At 69.2% G+C, this 22,086-nt stretch carries 19 protein-coding genes; all 19 read left to right on the top strand.

Annotated features, from left to right (window positions below):
- Positions 1-24 precede the first annotated feature (24 nt).
- The 19 genes from EV137_RS13850 to EV137_RS13765 all read left to right on the top strand — a co-directional run bounded on the left by EV137_RS13850 (position 25) and on the right by EV137_RS13765 (position 22,086).
- Positions 25-1,221, top strand: coding sequence for an acetyl-CoA C-acetyltransferase (locus EV137_RS13850; RefSeq protein WP_202870914.1), 1,197 nt, complete (start codon positions 25-27; stop codon positions 1,219-1,221).
- Between the two features lie 31 nt (positions 1,222-1,252).
- Entirely contained in the window at positions 1,253-2,017 is a 765-nt protein-coding gene (locus EV137_RS13845; protein ID WP_134128983.1) for a CoA transferase subunit A, read from the top strand.
- Between the two features lies 1 nt (position 2,018).
- Positions 2,019-2,648 (top strand): 3-oxoacid CoA-transferase subunit B, encoded by a 630-nt coding sequence (locus EV137_RS13840; RefSeq protein WP_134128981.1) that lies wholly within the window; start codon positions 2,019-2,021, stop codon positions 2,646-2,648.
- 74 nt (positions 2,649-2,722) lie between these two features.
- Positions 2,723-2,896: a hypothetical protein gene (locus EV137_RS40540; RefSeq protein ID WP_166679864.1), complete on the top strand. Its 174-nt coding sequence runs from the start codon at positions 2,723-2,725 to the stop codon at positions 2,894-2,896.
- Between the two features lie 155 nt (positions 2,897-3,051).
- Entirely contained in the window at positions 3,052-3,717 is a 666-nt protein-coding gene (locus EV137_RS13835; RefSeq protein ID WP_133997424.1) for a response regulator transcription factor, read from the top strand.
- A complete protein-coding gene (locus tag EV137_RS13830; protein ID WP_133997421.1) occupies positions 3,710-4,789 on the top strand; it encodes a sensor histidine kinase in 1,080 nt (359 codons plus the stop codon). Before EV137_RS13835 ends, EV137_RS13830 begins: the two co-directional genes overlap by 8 nt.
- A 275-nt stretch (positions 4,790-5,064) precedes the next feature.
- A complete protein-coding gene (locus tag EV137_RS13825; RefSeq protein ID WP_133997418.1) occupies positions 5,065-6,390 on the top strand; it encodes a right-handed parallel beta-helix repeat-containing protein in 1,326 nt (441 codons plus the stop codon).
- Between the two features lie 262 nt (positions 6,391-6,652).
- Positions 6,653-7,291 carry a sensor histidine kinase gene (locus EV137_RS13820; protein WP_133997415.1) on the top strand — a complete coding sequence of 213 codons (639 nt, stop codon included), beginning with the start codon at positions 6,653-6,655 and terminating at the stop codon, positions 7,289-7,291.
- Positions 7,288-7,926 carry a helix-turn-helix transcriptional regulator gene (locus EV137_RS40535; RefSeq protein WP_166679863.1) on the top strand — a complete coding sequence of 213 codons (639 nt, stop codon included), beginning with the start codon at positions 7,288-7,290 and terminating at the stop codon, positions 7,924-7,926. The genes EV137_RS13820 and EV137_RS40535 overlap by 4 nt, the downstream gene beginning before the upstream one ends.
- Positions 7,923-8,636 (top strand): response regulator, encoded by a 714-nt coding sequence (locus tag EV137_RS13810; RefSeq protein WP_133997412.1) that lies wholly within the window; start codon positions 7,923-7,925, stop codon positions 8,634-8,636. Before EV137_RS40535 ends, EV137_RS13810 begins: the two co-directional genes overlap by 4 nt.
- Positions 8,637-8,738: 102 nt before the next feature.
- On the top strand, positions 8,739-9,962 hold the full coding sequence (locus tag EV137_RS13805) for a DegT/DnrJ/EryC1/StrS family aminotransferase (RefSeq protein WP_134128977.1): 1,224 nt from the start codon (positions 8,739-8,741) through the stop codon (positions 9,960-9,962).
- On the top strand, positions 9,959-11,434 hold the full coding sequence (locus tag EV137_RS13800; protein WP_238175279.1) for a polysaccharide biosynthesis protein: 1,476 nt from the start codon (positions 9,959-9,961) through the stop codon (positions 11,432-11,434). Before EV137_RS13805 ends, EV137_RS13800 begins: the two co-directional genes overlap by 4 nt.
- Before the next feature lie 34 nt (positions 11,435-11,468).
- Positions 11,469-12,929 (top strand): RtcB family protein, encoded by a 1,461-nt coding sequence (locus tag EV137_RS13795; RefSeq protein WP_134128975.1) that lies wholly within the window; start codon positions 11,469-11,471, stop codon positions 12,927-12,929.
- Positions 12,930-12,951: 22 nt separating this feature from the next.
- A complete protein-coding gene (locus EV137_RS13790) occupies positions 12,952-17,166 on the top strand; it encodes a right-handed parallel beta-helix repeat-containing protein (RefSeq protein WP_166679862.1) in 4,215 nt (1,404 codons plus the stop codon).
- Positions 17,167-17,194: 28 nt separating this feature from the next.
- Positions 17,195-18,451 carry a hypothetical protein gene (locus tag EV137_RS13785; protein WP_134128971.1) on the top strand — a complete coding sequence of 419 codons (1,257 nt, stop codon included), beginning with the start codon at positions 17,195-17,197 and terminating at the stop codon, positions 18,449-18,451.
- Positions 18,448-19,449, top strand: a complete 1,002-nt coding sequence (locus tag EV137_RS13780; protein WP_133997396.1) for a hypothetical protein — start codon at positions 18,448-18,450, stop codon at positions 19,447-19,449. Before EV137_RS13785 ends, EV137_RS13780 begins: the two co-directional genes overlap by 4 nt.
- On the top strand, positions 19,449-20,609 hold the full coding sequence (locus EV137_RS13775; protein ID WP_134128969.1) for a glycosyltransferase: 1,161 nt from the start codon (positions 19,449-19,451) through the stop codon (positions 20,607-20,609). The genes EV137_RS13780 and EV137_RS13775 overlap by 1 nt, the downstream gene beginning before the upstream one ends.
- The gene (locus EV137_RS13770; protein ID WP_134128967.1) at positions 20,606-21,040 is read left to right on the top strand and encodes a hypothetical protein; all 435 of its coding nucleotides are present in this window, start codon (positions 20,606-20,608) and stop codon (positions 21,038-21,040) included. Before EV137_RS13775 ends, EV137_RS13770 begins: the two co-directional genes overlap by 4 nt.
- Complete coding sequence (locus EV137_RS13765; protein WP_134128965.1) at positions 21,037-22,086, top strand: aminoglycoside phosphotransferase family protein; 1,050 nt, start codon at positions 21,037-21,039, stop codon at positions 22,084-22,086. The genes EV137_RS13770 and EV137_RS13765 overlap by 4 nt, the downstream gene beginning before the upstream one ends.

Genomic DNA, 22,086 nt, shown 5'->3' with positions numbered 1-22,086 from the left:
TTCGACCGGCCTACCGTCGAGAGCATGAACGACGTGGTGATCTGCGAACCGATCCGTACGCCGGTGGGCCGTTTCGGCGGCGTCCTGTCCGCGCTGTCCGCGGCCGACCTCGCCACCGTCGCTCTCACCGAGCTGGTACGGCGAACCGGTCTGGGCGAAGGTGATGTCGACGACGTCGTTCTCGGCCAGTGCTACCCGAACGGCGAGGCGCCCGCCATCGGCCGGATCGCTGCCCTCGACGCGGGCCTCGGCGTCGGCGTACCGGGTGTCCAGGTGGACCGCCGGTGCGGCTCTGGATTGCAGGCCGTGCTGTTCGCCGCGGGCATGGTCGCGACCGGCGCGGCCCGTGTGGTGGTTGCCGGAGGCACCGAATCGATGTCGCAGGTCGAGCACTACGCCCTCGGCCTGCGCACCGGCATCCGCGGCAACGTGGAGCTGAACGACCGCCTGATCCGCGCTCGCGCGACCGCGGGCGGGAAGTATCACCCGGTGCCGGGCGGCATGCTCGAGACAGCCGAGAACGTACGGCGGGAGTACGGCATCTCGCGGCAGGAGCAGGACGAGTTCGCGCTCCGCTCGCACCAGCGGGCCGTCGCCGCGCAAACCGATGGCCGCTTCGCCGACGAACTGATTCCGGTGGCCGTCCCCAAGCGCGGCCTGATCACCGCGGACGAGCATCCCCGGCCTGACACCTCACTCGAGGGCCTCGCCGCTCTTCGGCCCGTCATGCTCGAGGACGACCCGGAAGCGACCGTGACCGCCGGCAACGCGAGCGGGCAGAACGACGGCGCCGCGGTCTGCGTCGTCACCACTCGCGACGAAGCCGAACGGCGTGGTCTGCGTCCGCTGGTGAGGCTGAAGTCCTGGGCTGTCGCCGGTGTCGGACCCGAGGTGATGGGGATCGGCCCGGTCCCGGCGGTCGCCGCCGCGCTCGCCCGCGCCGAGCTGACCCTCGACGACCTCGACCTGATCGAGCTCAACGAAGCGTTCGCCGCCCAGGTGCTCGCCTGCCTGCGCGAATGGAAGATCGACCCGCTCGACGATCGCCTGAACCCGAACGGCTCCGGCATCTCCCTGGGTCACCCGCTCGGCGCGACCGGCGCCCGCATCCTCGCCACGCTGTCCCACGAACTCCACCGCCGCACAGGCCGCTACGCCCTGGAGACGCTGTGCATCGGCGGCGGCCAGGGCATCGCGGCCGTCTTCGAAGCAGTCCTATGACCGCACCGGACCACCTTCTGGAGGGAGGCTCATGAGTCTCGACAAGGTCGTCGCCACGCCGGCTGCGGCAGTCGCGGACATCGCGGACGGTTCGAGTCTGGCGGTCGGCGGGTTCGGGCTGGCCGGGATCCCGTGGTTCCTGATCGAGGCGTTGCTCGAGCAGGGCGCGAGCGATCTGACCGTGGTGTCGAACAACTGCGGCGTCGACGGTGCGGGCCTGGGTCTGCTGCTCGAACGCGGGCGGATCAGCCGGGTGATCGCGTCGTACGTCGGGGAGAACAAGGAGTTCGCGCGTCAGTACCTCGCGGGGGAGTTGACGCTCGAGCTGACGCCGCAGGGCACGCTCGCCGAGCGCTTGCGCGCGGGCGGGTCCGGGATCGGGGCGTTCTTCACCCCGACCGGTGTCGGCACTTTGGTCTCGGAGGGCGGGTTGCCGTGGCGGTACGCGCCGGACGGTACGGTCGCGGTCGCCTCACCCGCGAAGGAGGTGCGGACGATCCAGGGCCGGGACATGGTGCTGGAGGAGGCGATCGTCACCGATGTCGCGCTGATCCGCGCCGCGGTCGCCGACCGGTCCGGCAACTGCGTGTTCCATGCGGCCGCCCGAAACTTCAACCCTGTCGCCGCGATGGCCGGCCGGCTGACGATCGTCGAGGCCGAGCGCGTCGTGGACGTCGGCGACCTCGCCCCGGACGCGATCCACCTCCCAGGCGTCTTCGTACGCCGCGTCGTACCGCTGACGCCGGAGCAGGCCGCGCAGAAGCGGATCGAGAAACGCACGACCCGGGGTGCATGAGATGCCCTGGAGCCGTGACGAGATGGCCGCGCGAGCGGCCGCCGAGCTGACTGACGGCGAGTACGCGAACCTCGGTATCGGACTGCCGACCCTCGTCCCCAACCACCTGCCGCTCGCATCGTCCGTCACGTTGCATGCAGAGAACGGGATTCTCGGCGTCGGCCCGTTTCCGTACGACGACGAGGTCGACCCGGACCTGATCGACGCCGGCAAACAGACCGTCACCGTCGTCCCTGGGGCGTCGTACTTCGACTCGGCGACCAGCTTCGCGATGATCCGCGGCGGCCACATCGACGTCGCGATCCTCGGCGGGATGCAGGTCTCGGCGTACGGCGACCTCGCGAACTGGCTCGTCCCCGGCGCCATGGTGAAGGGCATGGGCGGCGCCATGGACCTCGTCAGCGGCGCCCGCCGCGTGATCGTCCTGATGGAATACCGCACCCGCCAGGGCGCCCCCAAACTGCTCACGTCCTGCACTCTTCCGCTGACCGGCCGCGGGGTGGTCCAACGAGTCATCACCGACCTGGCCGTCCTGGACGTTGCCAACGGCACCTTCAACCTCGTAGAACTGGCCCCCGCCGTAACCCTCCCCGACCTCCGATCCGCCACCGCAGCCCCCATCACCTGGTAACTCCGCCGTCCCGTCCGAGGTCCGCGAGTCGAGCACGGGTCGCGGACCTGGCATGGTTGCAGCTCGCTGCAAGTTTGTCGTCAAACGGTCGTTGGCTCGGCCCGCGCGGCGGCACGCTGCTCGTCGCCGCCGACCACGACAAGCAGTCCGCCCACCAGTTCGCAATGAGCCACGCGAACGGTAGGGCGACCGCGATCACGTCGTACGGCAGGATTCCGCCCCTTCTCCTGTCGAAGCGCCACAACTGAGCACGTTCAGTTCGTTTCCCACGGTCACCGAATGCACGCTGACGTCCGGTATTCAGCCCGAGCGCCCGGTCTGTCCGGCAGCAGGCTTCCATTGTGGGCCCAACCGTTCCAGACTGGCGGACAGTTGCACCTGGTCATCATCCTGAGGGGGCGAGATGACCAAGATTCTTGTGATCGACGACGAGCCCGATCTCGTCCGCTTCGTGCGGCGCGCGCTCGAGGCCGAGGGTTATCAGGTCCTGACCTCGACCAACGGCCTGGAGGGTCTCCGGCTCGCGCTGGACCAACACCCGGCGCTGATCGTGCTCGACCTGGCGATGCCCGGTATGCACGGTGAGGCCGTGCTCTCCGCCTTGGTGACCCAGGATCCGTCGTACCGGGTCCTGATCCTGTCAGCCACGGCGGACGTTCAGCTCCGGATCGCCTGCCTGGAGCAGGGAGCGGTCGACTTCGTCGCGAAGCCGTTCGCGGTCCGGGAGCTGATCGCCCGAGCCCGGGGCAGGCTCGGTGAGGACGCCGCGAACCGGCGGAAGAACCGGCTCCGGGTCGGAGACATCGTGCTGGACCTGGAGGCCCGCCAGCTTGTGGTCGACGGTCGGCCGACGCTGCTGGCGAAGCGCGAGTTCCTGCTGCTTCGCCACCTGATGACCAACCCAGATGCCGTGTGCTCGCGGCAGGAACTGCTGTCGGAGGTCTGGGGGTACGACTTCGACCCGTCGACGAACGTCGTCGACGTCTGTGTCGGCCGGCTCCGGTCGAAGGTGGGACCGGATCTCATCCTGACGGTTCGCAACGTCGGCTATCAGCTCCAAAGTGCCTGACCTACCGGTGTCCCGGGCCCTCGGCGTCCGGCCCCGACAGCCGGGCGGGCTGGTTACCGACGTCGCGGTGGCCGTGTTCATCGTGTTGATGGTGGGGCTCATGATCGCCCTGCCCGGTCATGAGAGCGGGCCGTACCACGTCCTGTTCCTCGGACTCGCGGTCGCCTACGGCTTCCGGATCTGGCCGGTGGTGCCCACGGTCGCGGTCACCGTCGTGATCACCGTGATCAGTGGCTGGGTGATCATCGCCCGTACGTCCGAGGGCGTGTTGGCTCCCGCCGAGCTCGCCGAAGTCCCGCTGTTACCCCTCGTGGTGCTGGTCATGGTGTGGCATGCCCGCCGCCGGGCCGCGGCTGTCGAAGAGCTGGAGAGGATGGCCGCGGGTCAACTCGAGGCGGTCGACCGCGAACTCGAATTCTTCCGCGAGGCATCGCACGCGATCCGGACACCCGTGACGATCGCGCGCGGTCATCTGGAGCTGGTGGTGGGGCAGGCTCTGGACAGCGAAACCCGGTCGGACGTGTACGTCGCCCTGCGACAGCTCGGGCGGATGTCGGCACTGGCCAACCGTCTCCTCGCGTGCGCGCGACTCGACGCAGGCGAGGCCCTGACCAAGCAGCCGGTCGATCTCGGCGAGCTCGTCGGTGAGATCGCCGTCAACTGGTCGGCCGCAGCCGAGCGGGACTGGCGGATCGACAGCGCACCCACAGGCCTGATCATGATGGATCCGGAGTGGATCGCGATGGCGGTCGACGCACTCGTCGAGAACGCGGTACACCACACCCCCGACGGAGCCGCGATCACCGTGCGCTGTGGGTGGACGGGCAGTCGCCGGTGCACGGTCGCGGTCATCGACTCGGGACCGGGCGTCGCCGCCGAGGACCTGCCTCATGTGTTCGACCGGTTCTGGCATCGGTTGCCACCGTCCGGCCGGATGGGTACCGGGCTCGGCCTGTCCATGGCCAGGTCGGTGACGACGGCTCACGGCGGTGACCTGTCCGTGCGGAACGGGCCCGATGGCGGTGCGATCTTCGAGCTGACTCTCCCGGCAGGCAGGCCGCTGTCAACCTGACTGCTCGATGACATCGGCGTCATGTTCCTTGCCTTCCCAGGACGCTCGGCGCAACCTGCTGGGGGGAGCCACGCTGCGTACGCCGCGATACGAATCCGGAAGCAGCCCCCACAGGCTCCGGAGCCGGGAGGTCCCGGCCGTCGGCACCCCCTCGCCGAGGCCGTCTCACGACCAGCCCGGACCGGCGTACGCAGTCTGCTCTCATCCCGCGGACGGGCGGAGGATACGTCGATTGTGTGATGTGCCCGCGGCCGTACCGGTCCACGCTGAGAGGCATGAGGCGCATCGGGAGAGTTTCGGCAGCCCTCGTGGTGAGCGGCGTCCTGCTCGCGAGTCCGCTCGTCGCGCGCGGTGCCACGACGACGCTGTACGTCGACGGGTCCGTGTCCGCGTGCTCGGACACCGGCCCGGGCACGGCGTCGGCGCCGTACTGCACGGTCGTCAAGGGTGTCAGCAAGCTCGCGGCCGGCGACACGCTCTATATCGGGGACGGGACCTACGCCGAGACGATCAAGCCGATCGTCTCCGGCACTGCGGCCGCCCCGATCACGATCACCTCGTGGCCCGGCCGCCATCCGGTCCTGAACCCCACCAGTTACGGCGCGAACATCTCGTCCCGCGGGTACATCACCGTCTCGGGCCTCACCTTCAGCGGCACCAGGTACGACGGCGTCTACGTCTCCAACAGCAACAACATCACCGTCACCGGCAACTCGGTGACGGGTGCGGGGCACCAGGTGTCGGGCCAGACCGCGCCGGGGATCAGCGTTCGCGGATCCAGCCAGTCCGTTGTCAGCAGCAACGACGTGCACCACAACAACGGCACCGGCATCCTGGTCACCTCCGGCTCCACCGGGATCCTGATCGCCGGCAACTCCGCCGGCTTCAACGCCGAGGGGTACCGGCGCAACGCCAACGGAATCAACGTGGTCAGTCCCGGCAACACCGTGCTCCGCAACGTCACCCACGACAACGAGGACTCCGGCATCCAGTTCTACACCGGCGGCAACGACAACCTGGCCGCGCTGAACGTCACGTACAACAACGGCGACCACGGCATCGACAACCTCAACGTCACCGGTGGCCGGCTGATCGGCAACACGGTCTACCGCAACTGCACGTCGGGGATCAACGTCGAGGGTACGTCCGGCGGCTACCAGGTCATCGACAACGTCGCGGTGGACAACGCTGTCTATCCGGCCTACGACGGCATCGCCTGCGCCCGGCGTGCCGGCAACATCGGCATCTGGGACTCGGCCCCGTCGAGTACGGTGGTGGACCACAACCTGGTCTGGTTGACCACGAGCGGCAAGATGTACGCGTTCGGCTCGACGTACACGTCCTTGGCCGCCATGCAGGCGGCGACCCAACAGGAGGCCCATGGCGTGCAGGCCGATCCCCGGTTCGTCGCCCCGGCCTCGTGGGACCTGCGACTGCTGGCCGGTTCGGCCGCGATCGACCGCGGCGATTCCGGTGTCTCCGGTGCGCAGACCGCCGACTTCGAGGGGCTGCCACGCGCTGACGACCCGGCGACCAGCAACGCGTTCGCCGAAGGGCCGCGACAGTACGACGACCTGGGCGCGTACGAATATCAGCCTTGACATCGAGTCACGATCCGTGATCGATCACCGTCCGAGACCGGTGGACACAAGATGACGTGAAAATGACCGAATCATGACGGATGGGCGAAAACCCCCACAATCACGCTGGTCAGGCCTCTACTGGTGTCCTGGACCGAGACGTGAGTGCCCGGAGGCTTGACCAGGAGAGTGCGGGCGAACGTAACAGTCCGTGGTCATACAGATGCTTGGCACGGGGACTGCGATGGGCGCCGGCTCGGACGGGACCTGAGGGGGGTCACCAATGGGCGTCATCAATGCGCCATGGGACAAGAACGGGCTGTCGGCCGACGACGCGCCGCTGGTGCGGCTCTGCCACGACCTGCGGCAGTACGTCGCGGCAGGTCTGCTGCTGTCCGAACAGTCGTCCGCGACGATCGACGAGGCCGCGGTGCTGGGCAGGATGAGTCTGATCCGCCAGCAGTTCGCCGCGATCGCCGAGCTGCTGGAGGTCGAGCAGGACGCTCGCCGGATCGGCGGGGTGAACCTGAGCCGGCTCGCGGGCGAGTGCGCGGACGTCGTCCGCGTGACCCACCGGGCGGCGGTGATCTTCGAGCGCCCCGCGCGCGTGACAGTGGTCGGTGACCAGGCCCTGCTGCGCCGGGCGATCGGGAATCTGCTCGACAACGCCTGCCGCGCGGCAGGTGGCGCGGGCACGGTTCAGGTTCACGTGGACATCGTCGACGGCGAGGCCTGGGTCGAGGTCTCCGACGACGGTCCCGGGTTCGGTGATGTTGCCTCGGGCACCGGTCTCGGTCTGCGGGTGGTCGCCGAGGCCGTGCGTGCGTGCGCGGGCCGGATGGAGATCCGCAGTACACCTGGCGCCGGGACGACGGTCCGGATCTGCCTGCCTGCCGGCCACCGCCCGGTGAGGTCGGCATGAGGCTGGCGATCTGTGACGAGCAATGGCTGTTCGCCTCGGTCCTCGCGGCGGCACTCGGCGGTCGTGGTCACGACGTCGTACTCGTGACCGACGATGCGGCCGAGTTGCTCGACTCCGTCGCTCGGTCCCGGGTGGAGCTGGCCGTGATCGACTTCCTCGGAGGGCCGTTGACGACCGCACAGGTCTGCCGGCGCCTGAAGGGATTGCAGCCCGCACCTCGTGTCGTTCTGCTGGTGGACTCGCGTGATGACGAGGCCTGGGACACCTACGACAGTGGTCGCGCGGACGGACTGGTCAACAAGGCCTGCGGGCTGCACACGCTCACCGCTGCGATCGGAGCCGTGGGCCGCGGGTCGAGGGTCTCCGAAGGCTGGCTGGTCGGAGGTCAGCGCAGGCAGCACACCCTCGTCGAGACGCTGACGACCAGAGAACTGGAGGTCTTGCACCTGGTGGTGCGGGGGCTGTCGACCCAGCAGATCGCGGAGCGGCTCGGTGTCAGCCGGCACACCATCCGGACGCACGTTCAGCAGGTCCTGCGCAAACTCGACGTCCATGGACGCGGAAAACTCGCCCGGGCTGCTGTCGCCGCTGGACTGGTCGACGTCGGAGAGCTGGCCACGGGTGACCACCGGTGACCGGCGAAGGTGGTGTCGCTGTCGTGCTGGTCGACGACCACCGTGTCTTCACCGAGGCGCTCGCGAGTCTGCTCGAGACCGAGCCGGGCATCAGCCGGGTCAGTCGGGCCGCGACGCTCGACGGTGCCAGGGCCTTGCTCGGCACGGATCGGCCCGACCTCGTGTTGCTCGATCTGGCCTTGGCGGAGGAGTCCGGGTACGAGCTGCTCGGCGAGCTCGGTGACAGACCGGATTCGCCGCCTGTGATGGTGCTGTCGGGCAGCACCGAAGCACGGTTGATCGTCCGCGCGCTGGAGGCCGGCGCGCGCGGCTGGCTGACGAAGACCACCCCATGGAGTGCTCTGGTCGCGGCGATCTGGCAGGTCGTCGAAGGACACATGTACCTGACGCCTTCGACGTTGGAACCCGTGCTCACGCATCTCCTGACGGACCTGCATCGGCAGCGCGCCGCAGCCGATTTCCTGGACCAATTGACGCCCCGCGAGCTCGATGTGCTGCGCTGCCTGGTGTCCGGCATGACGCGGGGCGAGGTCGCCCAGCACCTCTTCGTCTCCACCAACACCGTGCGGACCCACATCCAGAGTCTGCTGCGCCGTTCGGGGCAGCACTCGGCGCTCGCACTCGTCGCCTTTGCCCGCTCACTGGGAGTGGCTGGTATCGACGAGACGGAAGAGTCCGAAATTCTTCGCCCGCCCGGATCACCCTCTTGACGTAGCCGTTCTCGTCTCGTCGTCGGGCGCGGGCAGCGGTAACGGCCCGTAACGTCGGTGGAAATCAGCGGCCCAGTCGGGCGCACTGAGGGGGCAATCGGGATGACCACCCGGATCAATGCGGTGCCGCACGCCGTACCGGCCGAAGAGGCCGCCGTACCGTTCGCGGACTGCCACATCAGCACCGAGGCACAGACGGCCGCACTGCGTGTTCTGCGGTCCGGTTGGGTGACCACCGGCCGCGAGGTGGCCGCCTTCGAGAGCGAGTTCGCGACCTCGGTCGGCGCCGAGTGCGCGGTTGCCGTCTCGTCCTGCACCCAGGGCATCGAACTCGCGCTGCGGTCTCTCGGTCTGCCGCCGGGATCGCTGGTGCTGAGCTCGACGATGACTTTCTGCGGCGCTGTCCAGGCGATCGTCCACGCCGGCCTCCAGCCCGTTCTGGTCGACGTGGACCCGGTGACCGGCATGCCTACGCGATCGACCGTGCGAAACGCTGTCCGGTCCTTCGGCCCGCCCGCCGCGATGACGCTGGTGCACTGGGCCGGTGACGTCGCCGACGTACCGGGGCTGGCAGACGCTGCCGAGCTGCCGCTGGACCGCGTGGTGGTGGACGCGGCGCACGCCCTCGGAACGTACGCCGGAAGTACGCCGATCGGCTCGGGCTGCGGTGCTACCTGCTTCAGCTTCTACGCCACCAAGAACCTTCCGCTCGGTGAGGGCGGCATGGTCACCACGGACGACCCGGCACGAGCGGAGTGGTTGCGGAAGGCGCGGCTGCACGGCATGACGGCCGACGCGTGGCGGAGGTACCTGCCTGGCGGAGGCTGGCGCTACAACGTCGCGGAGGCAGGCCTGAAGGCCAACATGACCGACCTCCAGGCGGCAATGGGACGGGCGCAGTTGGCCCACCTCCCGTCCTGGCAGCGCCGGCGCGCGCAGATCGCGGCGCGCTACGACGACCAGCTCGCCGGCCTCCCCGGCGTCCGGCTGCCGCACCGACCGGATCCGGGCACCGGCACCCACGCGTGGCACCTCTACCCGATCCGGGTGCAGCTGAACGGTGGGATCGATCGCGACGAGGTCATCGCCTGCCTGTCCGAACGTGCGATCGGTACGTCGGTCCATTTCATCCCCGTCCATCGTCTGGCCTACTTCAGCCAGGCCGCGCTGATCCCGTCGATGGGGCTGCCCGGCGCGGACGTGCTGTTCGAACAGCTGCTGTCGCTGCCGATCTACCCACGGCTGACCGATCGGCAGATCGACGCGGTCTGTACGGCGATCGCCGACCTCGCACACCAGGGACTCACCGGAAAGGGAACGGAATGACTCAGCCTGTGCTGCTACGTCAGAGCGAGCGGACCCTGCTGCGGGCCATCGTGGTCGGGGCCGGCGAGGCCGGGCTTGCGCTGGCCCGCGACCTGCACCGGGTCAGCTCGTTCGGCCTGGATCCGGTCGGCTTCCTGGACGACGACCCGGCCAAGCAAGGCCGGCGGTACGGCGGACGTCAGGTCCTCGGCACCCTGGCCGATCTCGAGCAGGTGCTCGAGTGGAAACAGGTTGACGTCGTCGTAGTCGCCATTCCGTCGATGCCGTCGCACGAAGTGAAGCAGCTCGGTCTGCGAGCCGCCGGCCAGGGCGTCACGGTGCTGCACCTGCCGCCGTTCCTGTCGGCGCTGCAGCGCCAGATCGCGGGGACCGACATGCGCGCACTCCAGGTCGGGCCGCTGATCGGCCGGTCAGAAATGCACGTCGTCAGCCGGCACGCGCGGGACGCCATCGCCGGCAAACGGGTCCTGGTCACCGGTGCCGGAGGATCGATCGGCAGTGAGCTGTGCCGCCAGGTCCATGGGTTCGGGCCGGCCGAGCTGATCATGCTGGACCACGACGAGTCCAATCTGCACCGCACCCAGCTCGAGCTGTGGGGTGAGGCCCTGCTGGACACCGAGAACACAGTGGTCGCCGACATCCGGGACACGGAGCGGCTGTTCCAGCTGTTCCGTGACTACCGGCCGCAGATCGTCTTCCATGCGGCGGCGCTGAAACACCTGCCGGTCCTGGAACGCCATCCGTGTGAAGGCGTGAAGTCCAACGTCCGTGGTACGGAGAACCTGGTCGAGGCCGCTGTGGCCCACGACGTGGAGCGGTTCGTGCTGATCTCGACCGACAAGGCCGCCAACCCGGCATCGGTGCTTGGGGCAACCAAGCGGCTGGCCGAGCTGGTGCTGGACGCGCATCAGCCGACGCGCACGGTGCTGACCGCGGTGCGGTTCGGCAACGTGCTGGGCAGCCGCGGTTCGCTGCTGCATGTGGTCCGGGACCAGCTGGCCAGCGGCTCGCCGGTGACCGTCACTCATCCGGATGTGAGCCGGTTCTTCATGACCATCGAGGAGGCGGTCGGGCTGGTCCTCGAGGCGGTGCGGATGTCCGACGGCTCCGCGACGTACGTGCTGGACATGGGTGAGCCGGTACGGATCGTCGATCTGGTGCGCAACTTCGCGACGCTGCTGAACATCCGCGAGGTGGACTTCAAGTACACCGGGCTGCGTCCCGGGGAGAAGCTCACCGAGGAGCTGTTCGGAGCGGGCGAGGAGGCACTGCCGACCGAGCATCCGCGGATCTCGATGACCCGGCCGCCGTGCACCGTGCCCGGATTCCGGGCCGGGCTGCGGGAACTGTACGACGCTGCGGCGCACAACCGGTCCGACGAGGTCTTCCGGCATCTGCGCCACCTCGTCCCGGAGTACAGCCCGGCGCCGGGCCTGGTGCGTGCGGGATCGCCGTACCCGGACGACTACTGATCCGCACCTCCACGACGACGACTGCGAGTAGAGCATGAGCACTGAGGCCAGGCCACCACTGGACGTCCGCGTCCTCGACGGAAACCGTCAACACCCCCCGACGGTCTTCGACGACAGCTCCCTGCTGCCGGCCGACCCGGAGACGCTCGCGTCGCTCGGTCATCGCGTCGAGGGCGCGGACCTGGCCGCTCCGGCGGTCGTTCTGCCGGACTTCCACCACAAGTCGAAGATGGAGCTGCCTTCGAGTGTCGCGGTTGCGACCAATGGCACGATCCGGCCGGAGCTGACCAGTTCGTCGGTGAACTGCGGAATGGCGCTGATCGCCGTGGACTCGGAGATGCCGGACGACAAGGCCGTGGACGTGTTCATGCGTGCGGTGCGCGAGCGCTACCCGTATCCCACCCGCGGCACGGCCGAGCTGAGCCGCCAGGAAGTGGTGAAGGCGGTCCGGGACGGTTCCGAGTTCAGCGTGGACCGCTGGGACGCGCCGGCCGACGACCTCGAACGGATCGAGGAGGGCGGCCGGATCGACCTCGAGCGGTACGGCGGTGTCGACCGGATCCGGTCGGAACTCCCGGCGCTCGCGTTCCAGCTGGCCCGCTACCGCTTCGGCACCGTTGGGCCCTCCAACCATTTCGTCGAACTGCAGCGGGTCGAGGAGATCCTCGATCCCGAGCGTGCCGGCAAGCTCGGCGTGACCGAGGGACAGCTGACGATCCAGTACCACGGCGGCGGTGGTGTGTTCACCGGTGAGATCGGCCGCCTGTTCTTCCGGCGCAAGGACTACCCGGCCCAGATCAAGGCCGTGAACGCCGCCCTGAAGCCCTGGTTCCACCTGCGCACAGCGCGGTCCTTCGCTCAGCTCAGGGCACGGCTCGGCCTGTACTTCACCGCAGGCTGCACACCGCTCGCGCTGTCCAGTGACGAAGGCCAACGACTGATGCTCGCGACCGCGGCCGCGATGAACTACGGCTTCGCCTTCCGTACGGCGACGTATGCCGCACTGCGCCGGATCGCGGCCGACTCGTTCGGCGGCGCGACCGGACGGCTGGTCGTGGACTCGCCGCACAACAGCATCTACGAGGAGCCGGTCGGCGACCGGATGGGCGTCGTCCACCGGCACAACTCGTGCAGGGCCTTCCCGGCTTCGATGATGCGGGCAGGCACCACCTTCGCGGACACCGGGCAAGCCGTCCTGCTGCCCGGTACGCATCGCACGTCCAGCTACCTCGCGGTGGCCGGCGACGATGCGGCCACCAGCCTGTACTCCGCCTGTCACGGCGCCGGCACCGTCGTGTCGGATCTGGTGGCTCGCGGCGTCTCCGGCGACGACCCGCTGAAGCGGAAGACGCGCCGGTACCGCTACGACGACGGCGCGCCCACCGACGCCCATCACTTCGACGACCGCGGTGTGAACGCGGCACTGGATGTCCTGGTCCGTAATGGCCTGGTCAAGCCGGTCGCGCGGATGCGACCCATCGCAGTTCTGCACTGATGGTCCGAACACGGGAGAGTTCATGAGGCAGCGGCTACGGAACCTGGCAGCCGGAACGGTGATGACCGTGACCGCGTCCCTGGCCCTGGTGGCCACCGGCGGTCCCGCGATGGCGGCCGGCACCGGCTACTGGGTCAACAACACAGTCGCCTGCAGTGATGTGGGCGCTGGGACGCAAGCCGCACCGTTCTGCACGATTGCCCAGGGCACCAAGAAGGCCGTCCTGCCCGGTGACACCGTGCACATCTCTCCCGGCACGTATCGCGAGCAGATCACCGTCGGTGCCTCGGGCACGTCGACGGATCCGATCACCGTGACGGGTGACGGTCCGGGTGTGGTCGTCCTCGGGACCCGAGCTCTCGGCGGTGCGGCCCTCTGGACCGCGACGAGTACGACCGCCTGGAGCTCGCCGTACGCGCCGCCGTCGCCTCCGCGCCAGGTGTTCCTCGACGGCCGGCGTCTGGCCGCGGCCGCGTCTGCCGCCACGACCACAGCGAACAGCTGGTACTACGACGCCACCGCCAAGGTCTTGTACGTCGACGCAGGCGGGACCAACCCGGGCGACGGTCACCAGATCGAGGCCGGCGCGCAGTCGTTCGGCGTCACCACCACGAGCCGTCAAAACATTGTCATCAGCAACCTTCAGTTCGGCGGACAGAACTTCGCCGGTGTCCGCCTGCTGTCGTCGTCCGCGATCACCGTGGACCACGTGACGGCGTCGCAGTCCGCGAGCAACGGCATCCTCGTCGATACCTGCCCGAACAGCTCGATCACGATCCGGGCGGCGGCTGTCGACGACTCGCTGTCCACCGGCATCCGGCTGTCCGCGTCCAGCGGTGTCATTGTCACGGCATCCGCCAGTCACCACAACGGTCTGCACGGGATCGGTCTGTCCACTTCGACGAACAACCTGATCACCGGCAACACGACGTACGCGAACACCTCTGTCAACCCGAACGCCACCTCGGTCGGTATCGACGTGAACACCAGCTCGCCGGACAACACGATCACCCGCAACGTCACCTACCAGAACCAGGACAGTGGGATCCAGGTCTACAGCTCCAGCCACCGCGCACTGGTGGCCCGCAACATCTCCTACGGCAACGGCGACCACGGCCTCGACACGCTGGCTTCGACCGGTGTGCGGTACCTGAACAACACGTCGTACGGGAACCGGCGCGACGGCCTCTCGATCGAGGGCAACTCGACCGGAGCGACCATCGCCAACAACCTGCTGGTCGACAACGGGACGACGGCGACCGAGTACGACCTGTACGTCGACGCCGGGTCGTACTCCGGCTTCACCGGCGACTACGACACGGCGCACAACCACGCCACCGCGTCGTCGACCAAGGTCAACGGCACGATCTACAAGACGCTGGCCGCGTTCGCGACCGCGACCGGCCAGGAGAGCCACGGGCAATCGGTGGATCCGGACTTCGCCGGCGCGGGATCCGCCGACTTCCGGCTGACCGGTGGCTCGGCGGCCGTCGACTCGGCCAACGCCGGGGTCACCGGGTTCGCGTCGGCCGACCAGGCCGGCAACCCGCTCGCCGACGACCCGATCGTGCCTGACTCGGGCAGCGGCAGCCCGGCGTACACCGACCGAGGTGCGCTGGAATTCCAGCCGGTAGCCGGTGTCACCAACTACCCGCCACACGCCACGGCAGTGGTCGACCCGGCGGCGGTGAACATGCCGCCGTCGCCCCCGGTGACCGTCGACGCGAGTGGTTCGAGCGACGCCGATCTGAACGGCATCACGTCGTACACCTTCGACTTCGGCGACGGCACGGTCGTCGGTCCGCAGCCGGCCGCCACCGCGACGCACAAGTACACCGCGACCGGCACGTACACCATCACGGTGACAGTCACCGACGCCGCCGGACTGACCGACATCGCGAGCGGGCAGGAAGTCGTCAGCAACCGAACGGTGCAGACGTACTCGGTCGAGCAGACCAACCCGTCCTGCAGCGACACCGGCCCAGGCACGGTCGCCGCCCCGTTCTGCACAATCAGTGCGGCCGCAAAGAAGATGCTGGCCGGGGACACTACGCTGGTCGGAGCCGGTCAGTACCGCGAGCAGGTACTGCTCACTGCCAGTGGCGAGCCTGGTGCGCCGATCACGCTGCGCGCGACCTCCCCGTCGGCGGTGATCGTCGGCTCCGACGACGTCTCCGACGCGGCCGGCTGGACAGCGACCTCGACGACCGCATGGAAGCACGCGTTCACGCCGGTCCCGAGCCAGGTCTTCCTCGACGGACAATCGTTGCCCAAGGCCACCAGCAGTACGACGACGAGCGCGAACAGCTGGTACTACGACACTCCGACGGCCACGCTCTACGTCGACACCGGCGGAGCCAACCCCGCCTCCGGCCACACCGTCGCCGCGGGCGCCCGGAGTTTCGGTCTGCTGCTCCGCCAGGTCACCGACGTGAACGTCACGGGCTTGACGGTCCGGCAGACCAACCTGAGCGGCGTGTACTTCGACCGGGTCCAGCGAGTGTCGCTCGGCACCATCGACACCGGGCAGGCAGGCGCGCAGGGCGTGACCGTCGACGGGTCGGACCACGTCGCGCTGAGTGGCATCCAGGCGTCGGCCAACCTGTCGATCGGCGTCCGGTTCGCCGGCTCCACCGACAGTGAGGTCCGGGCCTCGGCCACCCACGACAACAACTTCCACGGCGTCAGCGTGCAAGGCGGCGCCCGGGTCACGGTGGCCGGTGTGACCAGTTACCGGAACAAGCGGCTCGCCTCCCGGATCGCGACCGGCATCGACGTCAGCCTCTCGAGCCGGCAGACCGTCGTGGAACAGAACCTGGTCTACGGCAACGACGACTCCGGGATCGAGGCGTACACCGGCGCCACCGGGACGATCATCCGGCGCAACATCGCATACGACAACGGCGACCACGGTATCGACGACTTCTCCGCGCCTGGGTCGATCGTGGTCGGCAACACCGTGGTCGGCAACGCCACCGCCGGGATCAACTTCGAAGGCGGCTCCAGCGGCGCGACCAGCCGGAACAACGTGACGACGGACAACGCCGTCGGCAGCACCCGCACGATCGGTGAGATCCGGGTCGACGAGAGTTCCGCCGCGGGTACGACGCTGGACCGCGACCTGGTCCACAAGAGCAACGGCGGCCCGCTGTTCGAGTGGGCGTCGCAGCCCTACACCACACTGGCCGCCTACCAGACCGCCAGCGGCCAGGAGCCGTCCGGCAAGGCCGCCGACCCGCGGTTCGCCGGCCTCACCGCCCGCGACCTGCATCTGACCGGTGCGTCCCCGGCGATCGACGCAGCCGACACGGCGACCACCGGTTCGACCGACCGCGACCGCGACGGCGTGCTGCCGGTCGACGATCCCGCGGTTGCGAACACCGGCGTCGGCCCCACCACCTACGCGGACCTGGGAGCCTACGAATACGTCGGTCCGGTCGCTCGCGCAACCGCGTCGCCGGCCGGTGGCTTCGCGCCGATGGACGTGCGCGTGGACGGCTCCACCAGTGTCGGTCTGGGTGCGCCGATCGCGTCGTACCTGATTGCCTGCGGCAACGGTACGACGATCGCCCAGGCGAGTGGGACCTGTTCGTATCCCAGCGCGGGTTCCTTCACCCCGACGCTCACCGTGACCGACACGGCCGGGTTGAGCGACACCTGGACGAATGCGCCGATCGTCGTACAGCCCAACGGCGTACCAACAGCACGGCTGACCGCTACGCCCGTGCAGGCCTACGTTCCGCAGCAGGTCGTGCTGGACGCGTCCACGTCGTCCGATGCCGACGGCAGGCCGCTGGTCAGCTACGTGTTCGACTGTGGCAACGGGCAGGCGGCCGGTGCGCTCACGACAGCCAAGGCAACCTGCAACTACCAGAGCGCCGGCACGTTCACCGCGGCGGTGACGGTCACCGACACCGGTGGGCTGACCAGCCGGACGACGGCCCAGGTCAGCATCCTCGCCGATGTGCCGCCGACCGCGGTGCTGACGCTGAACAGGTCCTCGATCAAGGTGAAGCAGGCCGTCCAGGTCGACGCCTCCAAGTCGACCGACCCCGACAAGACGCCGATCGTGACCTACACGTTCGACTGTGGCAGCGGCGCCGTCAAGCCGCCGCAGGCCGGTCCGACCACGACCTGCAGCTACACCGCGACCGGGACCTATGTGGTCCGCGTGACGGTTGCGGACACGATCGGGTCGTCCGCGTCCGCCTCCAAGACGGTTCAGGTCACGCCATGAGGCAGAGGAACGGACGAAGGGCGCGACGATGACGATCGAAGAGATGTTCCGCCGGATCGTGCGGGCCCACCTGGGGGTCATCCTGGTATGCATGCTGCTACCGGTCGCGGTGGCGGCGGCGCTGGCCGTGGACCGGCCCGACCCGACCATCGCCTCGCTCCGGCTGCAGGTGATCTCGGGTGCGCCGAAGTCGGCGACCGAGGCCGAGGGGATGAGCAGCCGGGTGTTGGCGCTCGCGACGACGCCGAGTCTGCTCGGTGCGGCGCTCGGGGCGGCCGGCGCGCCTCGCGACGTCCAGGAGTTCGCCGCGACCAACGTGACGGCGCAGCGGCTCGGAGAGTCGCCGATCGTCGAGCTGAGTGTCTCCGACGACGATCCGCTGGCTGCGGGTCCGATCGCCTCCGAGCTGGCTGCCCGCGTCGTGATGTTCATGAATCAGGGCGACCAGGCGGCGTTCAGGGACACGCTGGCCGATCTGGCCGACCAGATCACAGACGCGACGATTCAGCGCAACCAGCTGGTCGCCCAGCTGAAGGGCATCGCCGATGTGACCGCACGACAGGATCTGCAGGTCCAGATCCAGTCGGCGAACCTGCTGGTGTCCCAACTGAGCAGCCAGCGGGCGACGCTGGTGGCCGACGAGGCGACGAGGGATCAGGTCGTGCTGGTCGGAAACAAGCCGGACATCCGCCAGGTCCACACCTCGATGCTTCCGCAACTGGCGCTCGCCCTGTTGCTCGGCCTGGTCCTCGGGCTGACCGCGGCGACCATCCTCGAGACGTTCCGCCCGCGGGTGAACAGCATCCGGGCGCTCGCTCGCCTGCTGCAGGCACCCGTTCTCGGCAAGTCGACCGAGCACATCGGATCGCTGCGCAACACGATGGCGCTGGCCGCACGCCGTCAGGGCGTGGACGCCGTCGTCCTGATGGGTGCCGACGACGGCGATGCCGAGACTGTCAGCACACTGCTGTTCGCCCTGTCGGGACACTCGTCCCCGCGACCCAAGCTGAGAAAGGGAGCGAACAGCCCGGCCGGCCGCGCAGCGGACGAACCGCCGTACGACGTCGACGTTCCGGACCTGGCGGGCTTCTCCGACGTCCGCTTCACCGGACTCTCCGCTGTGACGCCACAGGACGAGATGACGGCGGGCGTGGTCGTGGTGTCGGGCGGGACCGTGTTGTTGCGAAGTCTCGATGATCTCGACGACGTGCTGAAGGCTGTCCGGTGGCCGGTGCTGGGCATCGTCCACGGCCCGGCCCGGCGCCGGTTCGGCAGGTTGGCGTGACCACGGCTCTGGTGCACACCGCCGGACAGTGTGTGGCCCTGCACGGTTCGGACGCCGTCGTACGGTCTGTGGTCGAGTCGGCCGGTGGTCCGGAGCGCACGGGCATCTTGACGACCGAGCAGCCCAATGTCGTGCTGGCGATCGAGTCCGACCGGCGACCGTTCAACGTCCACGGGTTCGAGCTCGTCACCAGGGGCGTCTGGGCGAGCGACAGCGGCGAAGTGGTCCTGGAGAGCATCGGCGGCTCCGGATTCGATCAGCGGTGGTCGATCGACGTGGACGGCCTGCGAGTCGCCAGTCGTTGGCGTCCGTCCTCCCAGGCGTCGGCCGCGGCACGACTGCTCCCGGCGAGGCATCGTGCGTTGAGCAGCCAGGTCCTGCTGCACTATCCGGCGCTCTGGTTCGCACTGCAGCGCCGCCTCGTACCCCTGCACGTGTCGATGGTCGAGGTAGGCGGCGTCGCGGTTCTCCTGGCCGGGCCGGGTGGCGTCGGCAAGTCGACATTGGTGGCGCGTGCGCTGGCCGACGGGGCACGAGCGAGCTGCGACAACCTCGCCGTCTGCGACGGAGAAACGGCGTACGGTGTGGCCGAACCGTTGCGGCTGCTGACCGGTGACGGCCGACGATCGTTCCACGGCCGGCGCGAGCAGGCCTGGCCGCATCGGGTGCGCTCGCTTCCACCTGAGCTGGTTGTGGTGCTTCGGCGCGGAACGCAGGCCGAGCCTCAGCTGCGACAGCTGGACGCGACGGAGGCGGCTCGGCGGATCGTTGCGGGCACCTACGCCGCCGGTGAGCTCCGGCGATTCTGGCCGCTCGCCGCCGTTCTTGCCTCGGCGACCGGCTGTGGTCCGGTTCATCCACCGATTGAGCGAGTGGCCGCAGGCCTGGCCGATCGGCTGCCCTGCGTGGAGGTGCGACTTGCACGCGAACCGGGAGCCGGGCTGACAGAACTGCTCAGGCAACCGCTGGCCGCGGTTCGTACCGGGAGGGCCGGCTGATGGCCCCCGAGGGACGGATCGAGGTCGCCCAGATCGTCACGAGGTTCATCGCGGGTGCGGGTGGCGTGGCCTTGCGAGGTGCGCTCTGCCTTGATCCCGATCGCTACCGGGTCACCATCATCACCGGGCAGGGCGGTCCGCTCACCGATCGGGCCGAGGCAGCGGGGATGCGGGTGGTGATCGAACCGTCGTTGGTCTCACCGCTGTCACCGCGAGACGATCGGCGCGCGTTGCGCCGGCTCACCGAGCTGTGCCGCGAGGGCAGGTACGACGTGGTGCACACGCACAGTGCGAAGGCCGGCGCGCTGGGGCGGCTGGCGGCTCACCGGGCCTCGGTTCCGCGCATCGTGCACACGTACCACGGGTTCCCGTTCCACGAGTTCCAGAATCCGTTGCGGAGAGCGGCGTACGTGGCGATCGAGCGGCGGTTGGCCGGTATCACTGACAGCGTGCTGGCGATCGGCAGCGGGGTTGCCACGGAGGCCTTGCGGCGTGGACTGGCCAAGCCGTCCAATCTGCGCACTGTCGCTCCCGTGGTGGAGGCGGTGACGGTCCCGCGCACCGCCGAGTCGAGGGCGGCCGCCCGGGCCGAGCTGGGGATCGCCGACCGCATCGCGCTGATCGGCACGGTCGGCCGGATCGACTACCAGAAGGCACCGGAACACCTGATCGCCGCGGTCGCCGGCCTCCGGCACACCGCTGCGACAGCTGTCTGGGTCGGGTCCGGTCCCGGAGACCGGGAAGCGGCCGCACTGGTACGGCGTGCCGGCCTCACTGACCGCTTCGTCTTCCTGGGCGAACGATCCGATGTCCCACAGCTCCTGCCGGCGTTCGACGTCTTCGCGATGGCCAGCCGCTACGAGGGCCTTCCCTGTGCCGTTGTCGAGGCGATGCGCTGCGGCATTCCGGTCGTCGCGACCGCCGTCAACTCCGTGCCGGACCTGGTCGTCCCGGGGGAGACCGGCGTTCTGGTTCCGCCAGGGCGGCCGGGACTGCTGGCCGAGGCGATCGACGATCTCCTCGACGACCGGGCGAAGGCCGATCGGCTGGCCGACGCCGGCCGGGCGGCGGCGGGCAGTACGTTCGATGCGGAAAGCCTGGGCGCCGTGCTCGACCAGGTGTACTCCGCGCACCGCGTCCTCGGATCGGTGACCTCGTGACCAGCGCGAAGTCTGTCGGCCGGGTCGCGCGGCCGGGATCGCCGTGGCTGCTGTTGTGCCCGCCGGGCACGGTGACGATCGACGTCCGGACAGATTCGGTGAGGGCGGAGCTCGCGTCCGGCGAGTTGCCTGTCGTGCTGGCGGATCAACGGCTCTTCAGCCGGCGACGGCTCCGGAAGACGGCCCGCGAGCTCGGAGTCGTGGTCGAGCGAGAGTTCGTCGTACTGCCGAGCATCGAGCGCCCGATGGTGGTGATCGACGACACGGCGGAGGCGATCCGGCACTTCTGGACCGCGGTGGCGACGGTGCCGCCGGGGGTGGCCGTCACCGCCCTGCCCGCGTCCGCCCTGCTCGGTCTGGTCCGGCTGCTGCCTTGGCGTCTGACCGGTGCGGCGGCACCGGGTCGGGTCGTCGTCGGGCGGCGACCATGAGCGAGACCACGCAGTTCCTGCCACGTGCCGGATCTGTCCACGACCTGCTCTTCGCGCCCGGGAGTCGCGGCATCCTGATCGCCACGTCGCGCGACCCGGACGCGAAGCGAACGTTCATCGTGACGCCGCCCGCGGGCAACTACGTGGACGGCCCGGCCGGCCCGGCGGCGATCAAGATTCCGGTCACCGTGGCGGCGGCCGGCGCGATCAACCGGGAGATCCGGATGCTGCTCGCGTTGCTCGAGGCGGATCTGGGCGACCTCGAGCGGACCGTTCCCCGCTACCTCCACACTCTCGACAGCGACGGACTGCCCGCCGTCGTGACGACGGTTCTGCGGGGAACGCCGATGAGTGTGACGTACCACCGCTGGATGCATACCGCCCGGCGGCGCGCGGTGGCGACGGACTTCGCCCTGGCCGGAGACTGGCTCCAGCGGTTCCAGTCGGCGACCGCCGGCGAACCTTCCCGGATCACCTGGGCCGCGGAGGTCGCGGCCGCTGTGCGCGACCGGTGGGCGGGCAATCCCCGCCTCGAGGCAGCCCAGGTGAGACTGGCTGCAGCGGACCGGCAGCTGCGGCGTCAGCGGGTGGCACGGACCATGGTTCACGGCGACTACTGGTTCGGGAATCTCCTGGTCGACGAGGGCCGGATCTCCGGGGTTGTCGACTGGGAGAGCGGCGTACGCCGGGGCTGGCCGTTGCGCGACCTGGTCCGGTTCGCGCTGACCTACTGCCTGTATCTCGACCGCCATACGCGCGAGGGCCGCGCGGTGCGCGGGCATCGCGGTCTGCGCCGCCGGGGCTTCGGCGGCGGGATCAGGTACGGCCTCCTGGAAGCAGGCTGGTTGCCGGATCTGGTCCGGCTCTCGCTGCGCACCGGGATCGACAGCCTCGGGCTGCCGGCCGGACTCTGGTACGGCGCTGCCCTCGCGGGACTGGGCGAGATCGCGGCGGGCGCGAACGACGACGAGTTCGCCGAGCACCACCTCGCGCTGCTGGCCGAACTTCCGTACCGGCCGCTCGCCGACGAACTGCGACGGAGCTGA

This window comes from Kribbella pratensis (genome assembly GCF_004366075.1).
Lineage (GTDB): Bacteria > Actinomycetota > Actinomycetes > Propionibacteriales > Kribbellaceae > Kribbella > Kribbella pratensis.
This window is presented reverse-complemented; position numbering and strand designations above follow the sequence as displayed.

Excerpts from the sequence above, each read along its gene's own strand:
- EV137_RS13850 (WP_202870914.1), top strand. The coding sequence starts at position 25 with ATGAACGACGTGGTGATCTGCGAACCGATCCGTACGCCGGTGGGCCGT.
- EV137_RS13785 (WP_134128971.1), top strand. The coding sequence starts at position 17,195 with ATGACGATCGAAGAGATGTTCCGCCGGATCGTGCGGGCCCACCTGGGG.
- EV137_RS13820 (WP_133997415.1), top strand. The coding sequence starts at position 6,653 with ATGGGCGTCATCAATGCGCCATGGGACAAGAACGGGCTGTCGGCCGAC.
- EV137_RS13790 (WP_166679862.1), top strand. The coding sequence starts at position 12,952 with ATGAGGCAGCGGCTACGGAACCTGGCAGCCGGAACGGTGATGACCGTG.
- EV137_RS13805 (WP_134128977.1), top strand. The coding sequence starts at position 8,739 with ATGACCACCCGGATCAATGCGGTGCCGCACGCCGTACCGGCCGAAGAG.
- EV137_RS13845 (WP_134128983.1), top strand. The coding sequence starts at position 1,253 with ATGAGTCTCGACAAGGTCGTCGCCACGCCGGCTGCGGCAGTCGCGGAC.
- EV137_RS13765 (WP_134128965.1), top strand. The coding sequence starts at position 21,037 with ATGAGCGAGACCACGCAGTTCCTGCCACGTGCCGGATCTGTCCACGAC.
- EV137_RS13840 (WP_134128981.1), top strand. The coding sequence starts at position 2,019 with ATGCCCTGGAGCCGTGACGAGATGGCCGCGCGAGCGGCCGCCGAGCTG.
- EV137_RS13795 (WP_134128975.1), top strand. The coding sequence starts at position 11,469 with ATGAGCACTGAGGCCAGGCCACCACTGGACGTCCGCGTCCTCGACGGA.
- EV137_RS13800 (WP_238175279.1), top strand. The coding sequence starts at position 9,959 with ATGACTCAGCCTGTGCTGCTACGTCAGAGCGAGCGGACCCTGCTGCGG.
- EV137_RS40535 (WP_166679863.1), top strand. The coding sequence starts at position 7,288 with ATGAGGCTGGCGATCTGTGACGAGCAATGGCTGTTCGCCTCGGTCCTC.
- EV137_RS13825 (WP_133997418.1), top strand. The coding sequence starts at position 5,065 with ATGAGGCGCATCGGGAGAGTTTCGGCAGCCCTCGTGGTGAGCGGCGTC.
- EV137_RS13835 (WP_133997424.1), top strand. The coding sequence starts at position 3,052 with ATGACCAAGATTCTTGTGATCGACGACGAGCCCGATCTCGTCCGCTTC.
- EV137_RS13775 (WP_134128969.1), top strand. The coding sequence starts at position 19,449 with ATGGCCCCCGAGGGACGGATCGAGGTCGCCCAGATCGTCACGAGGTTC.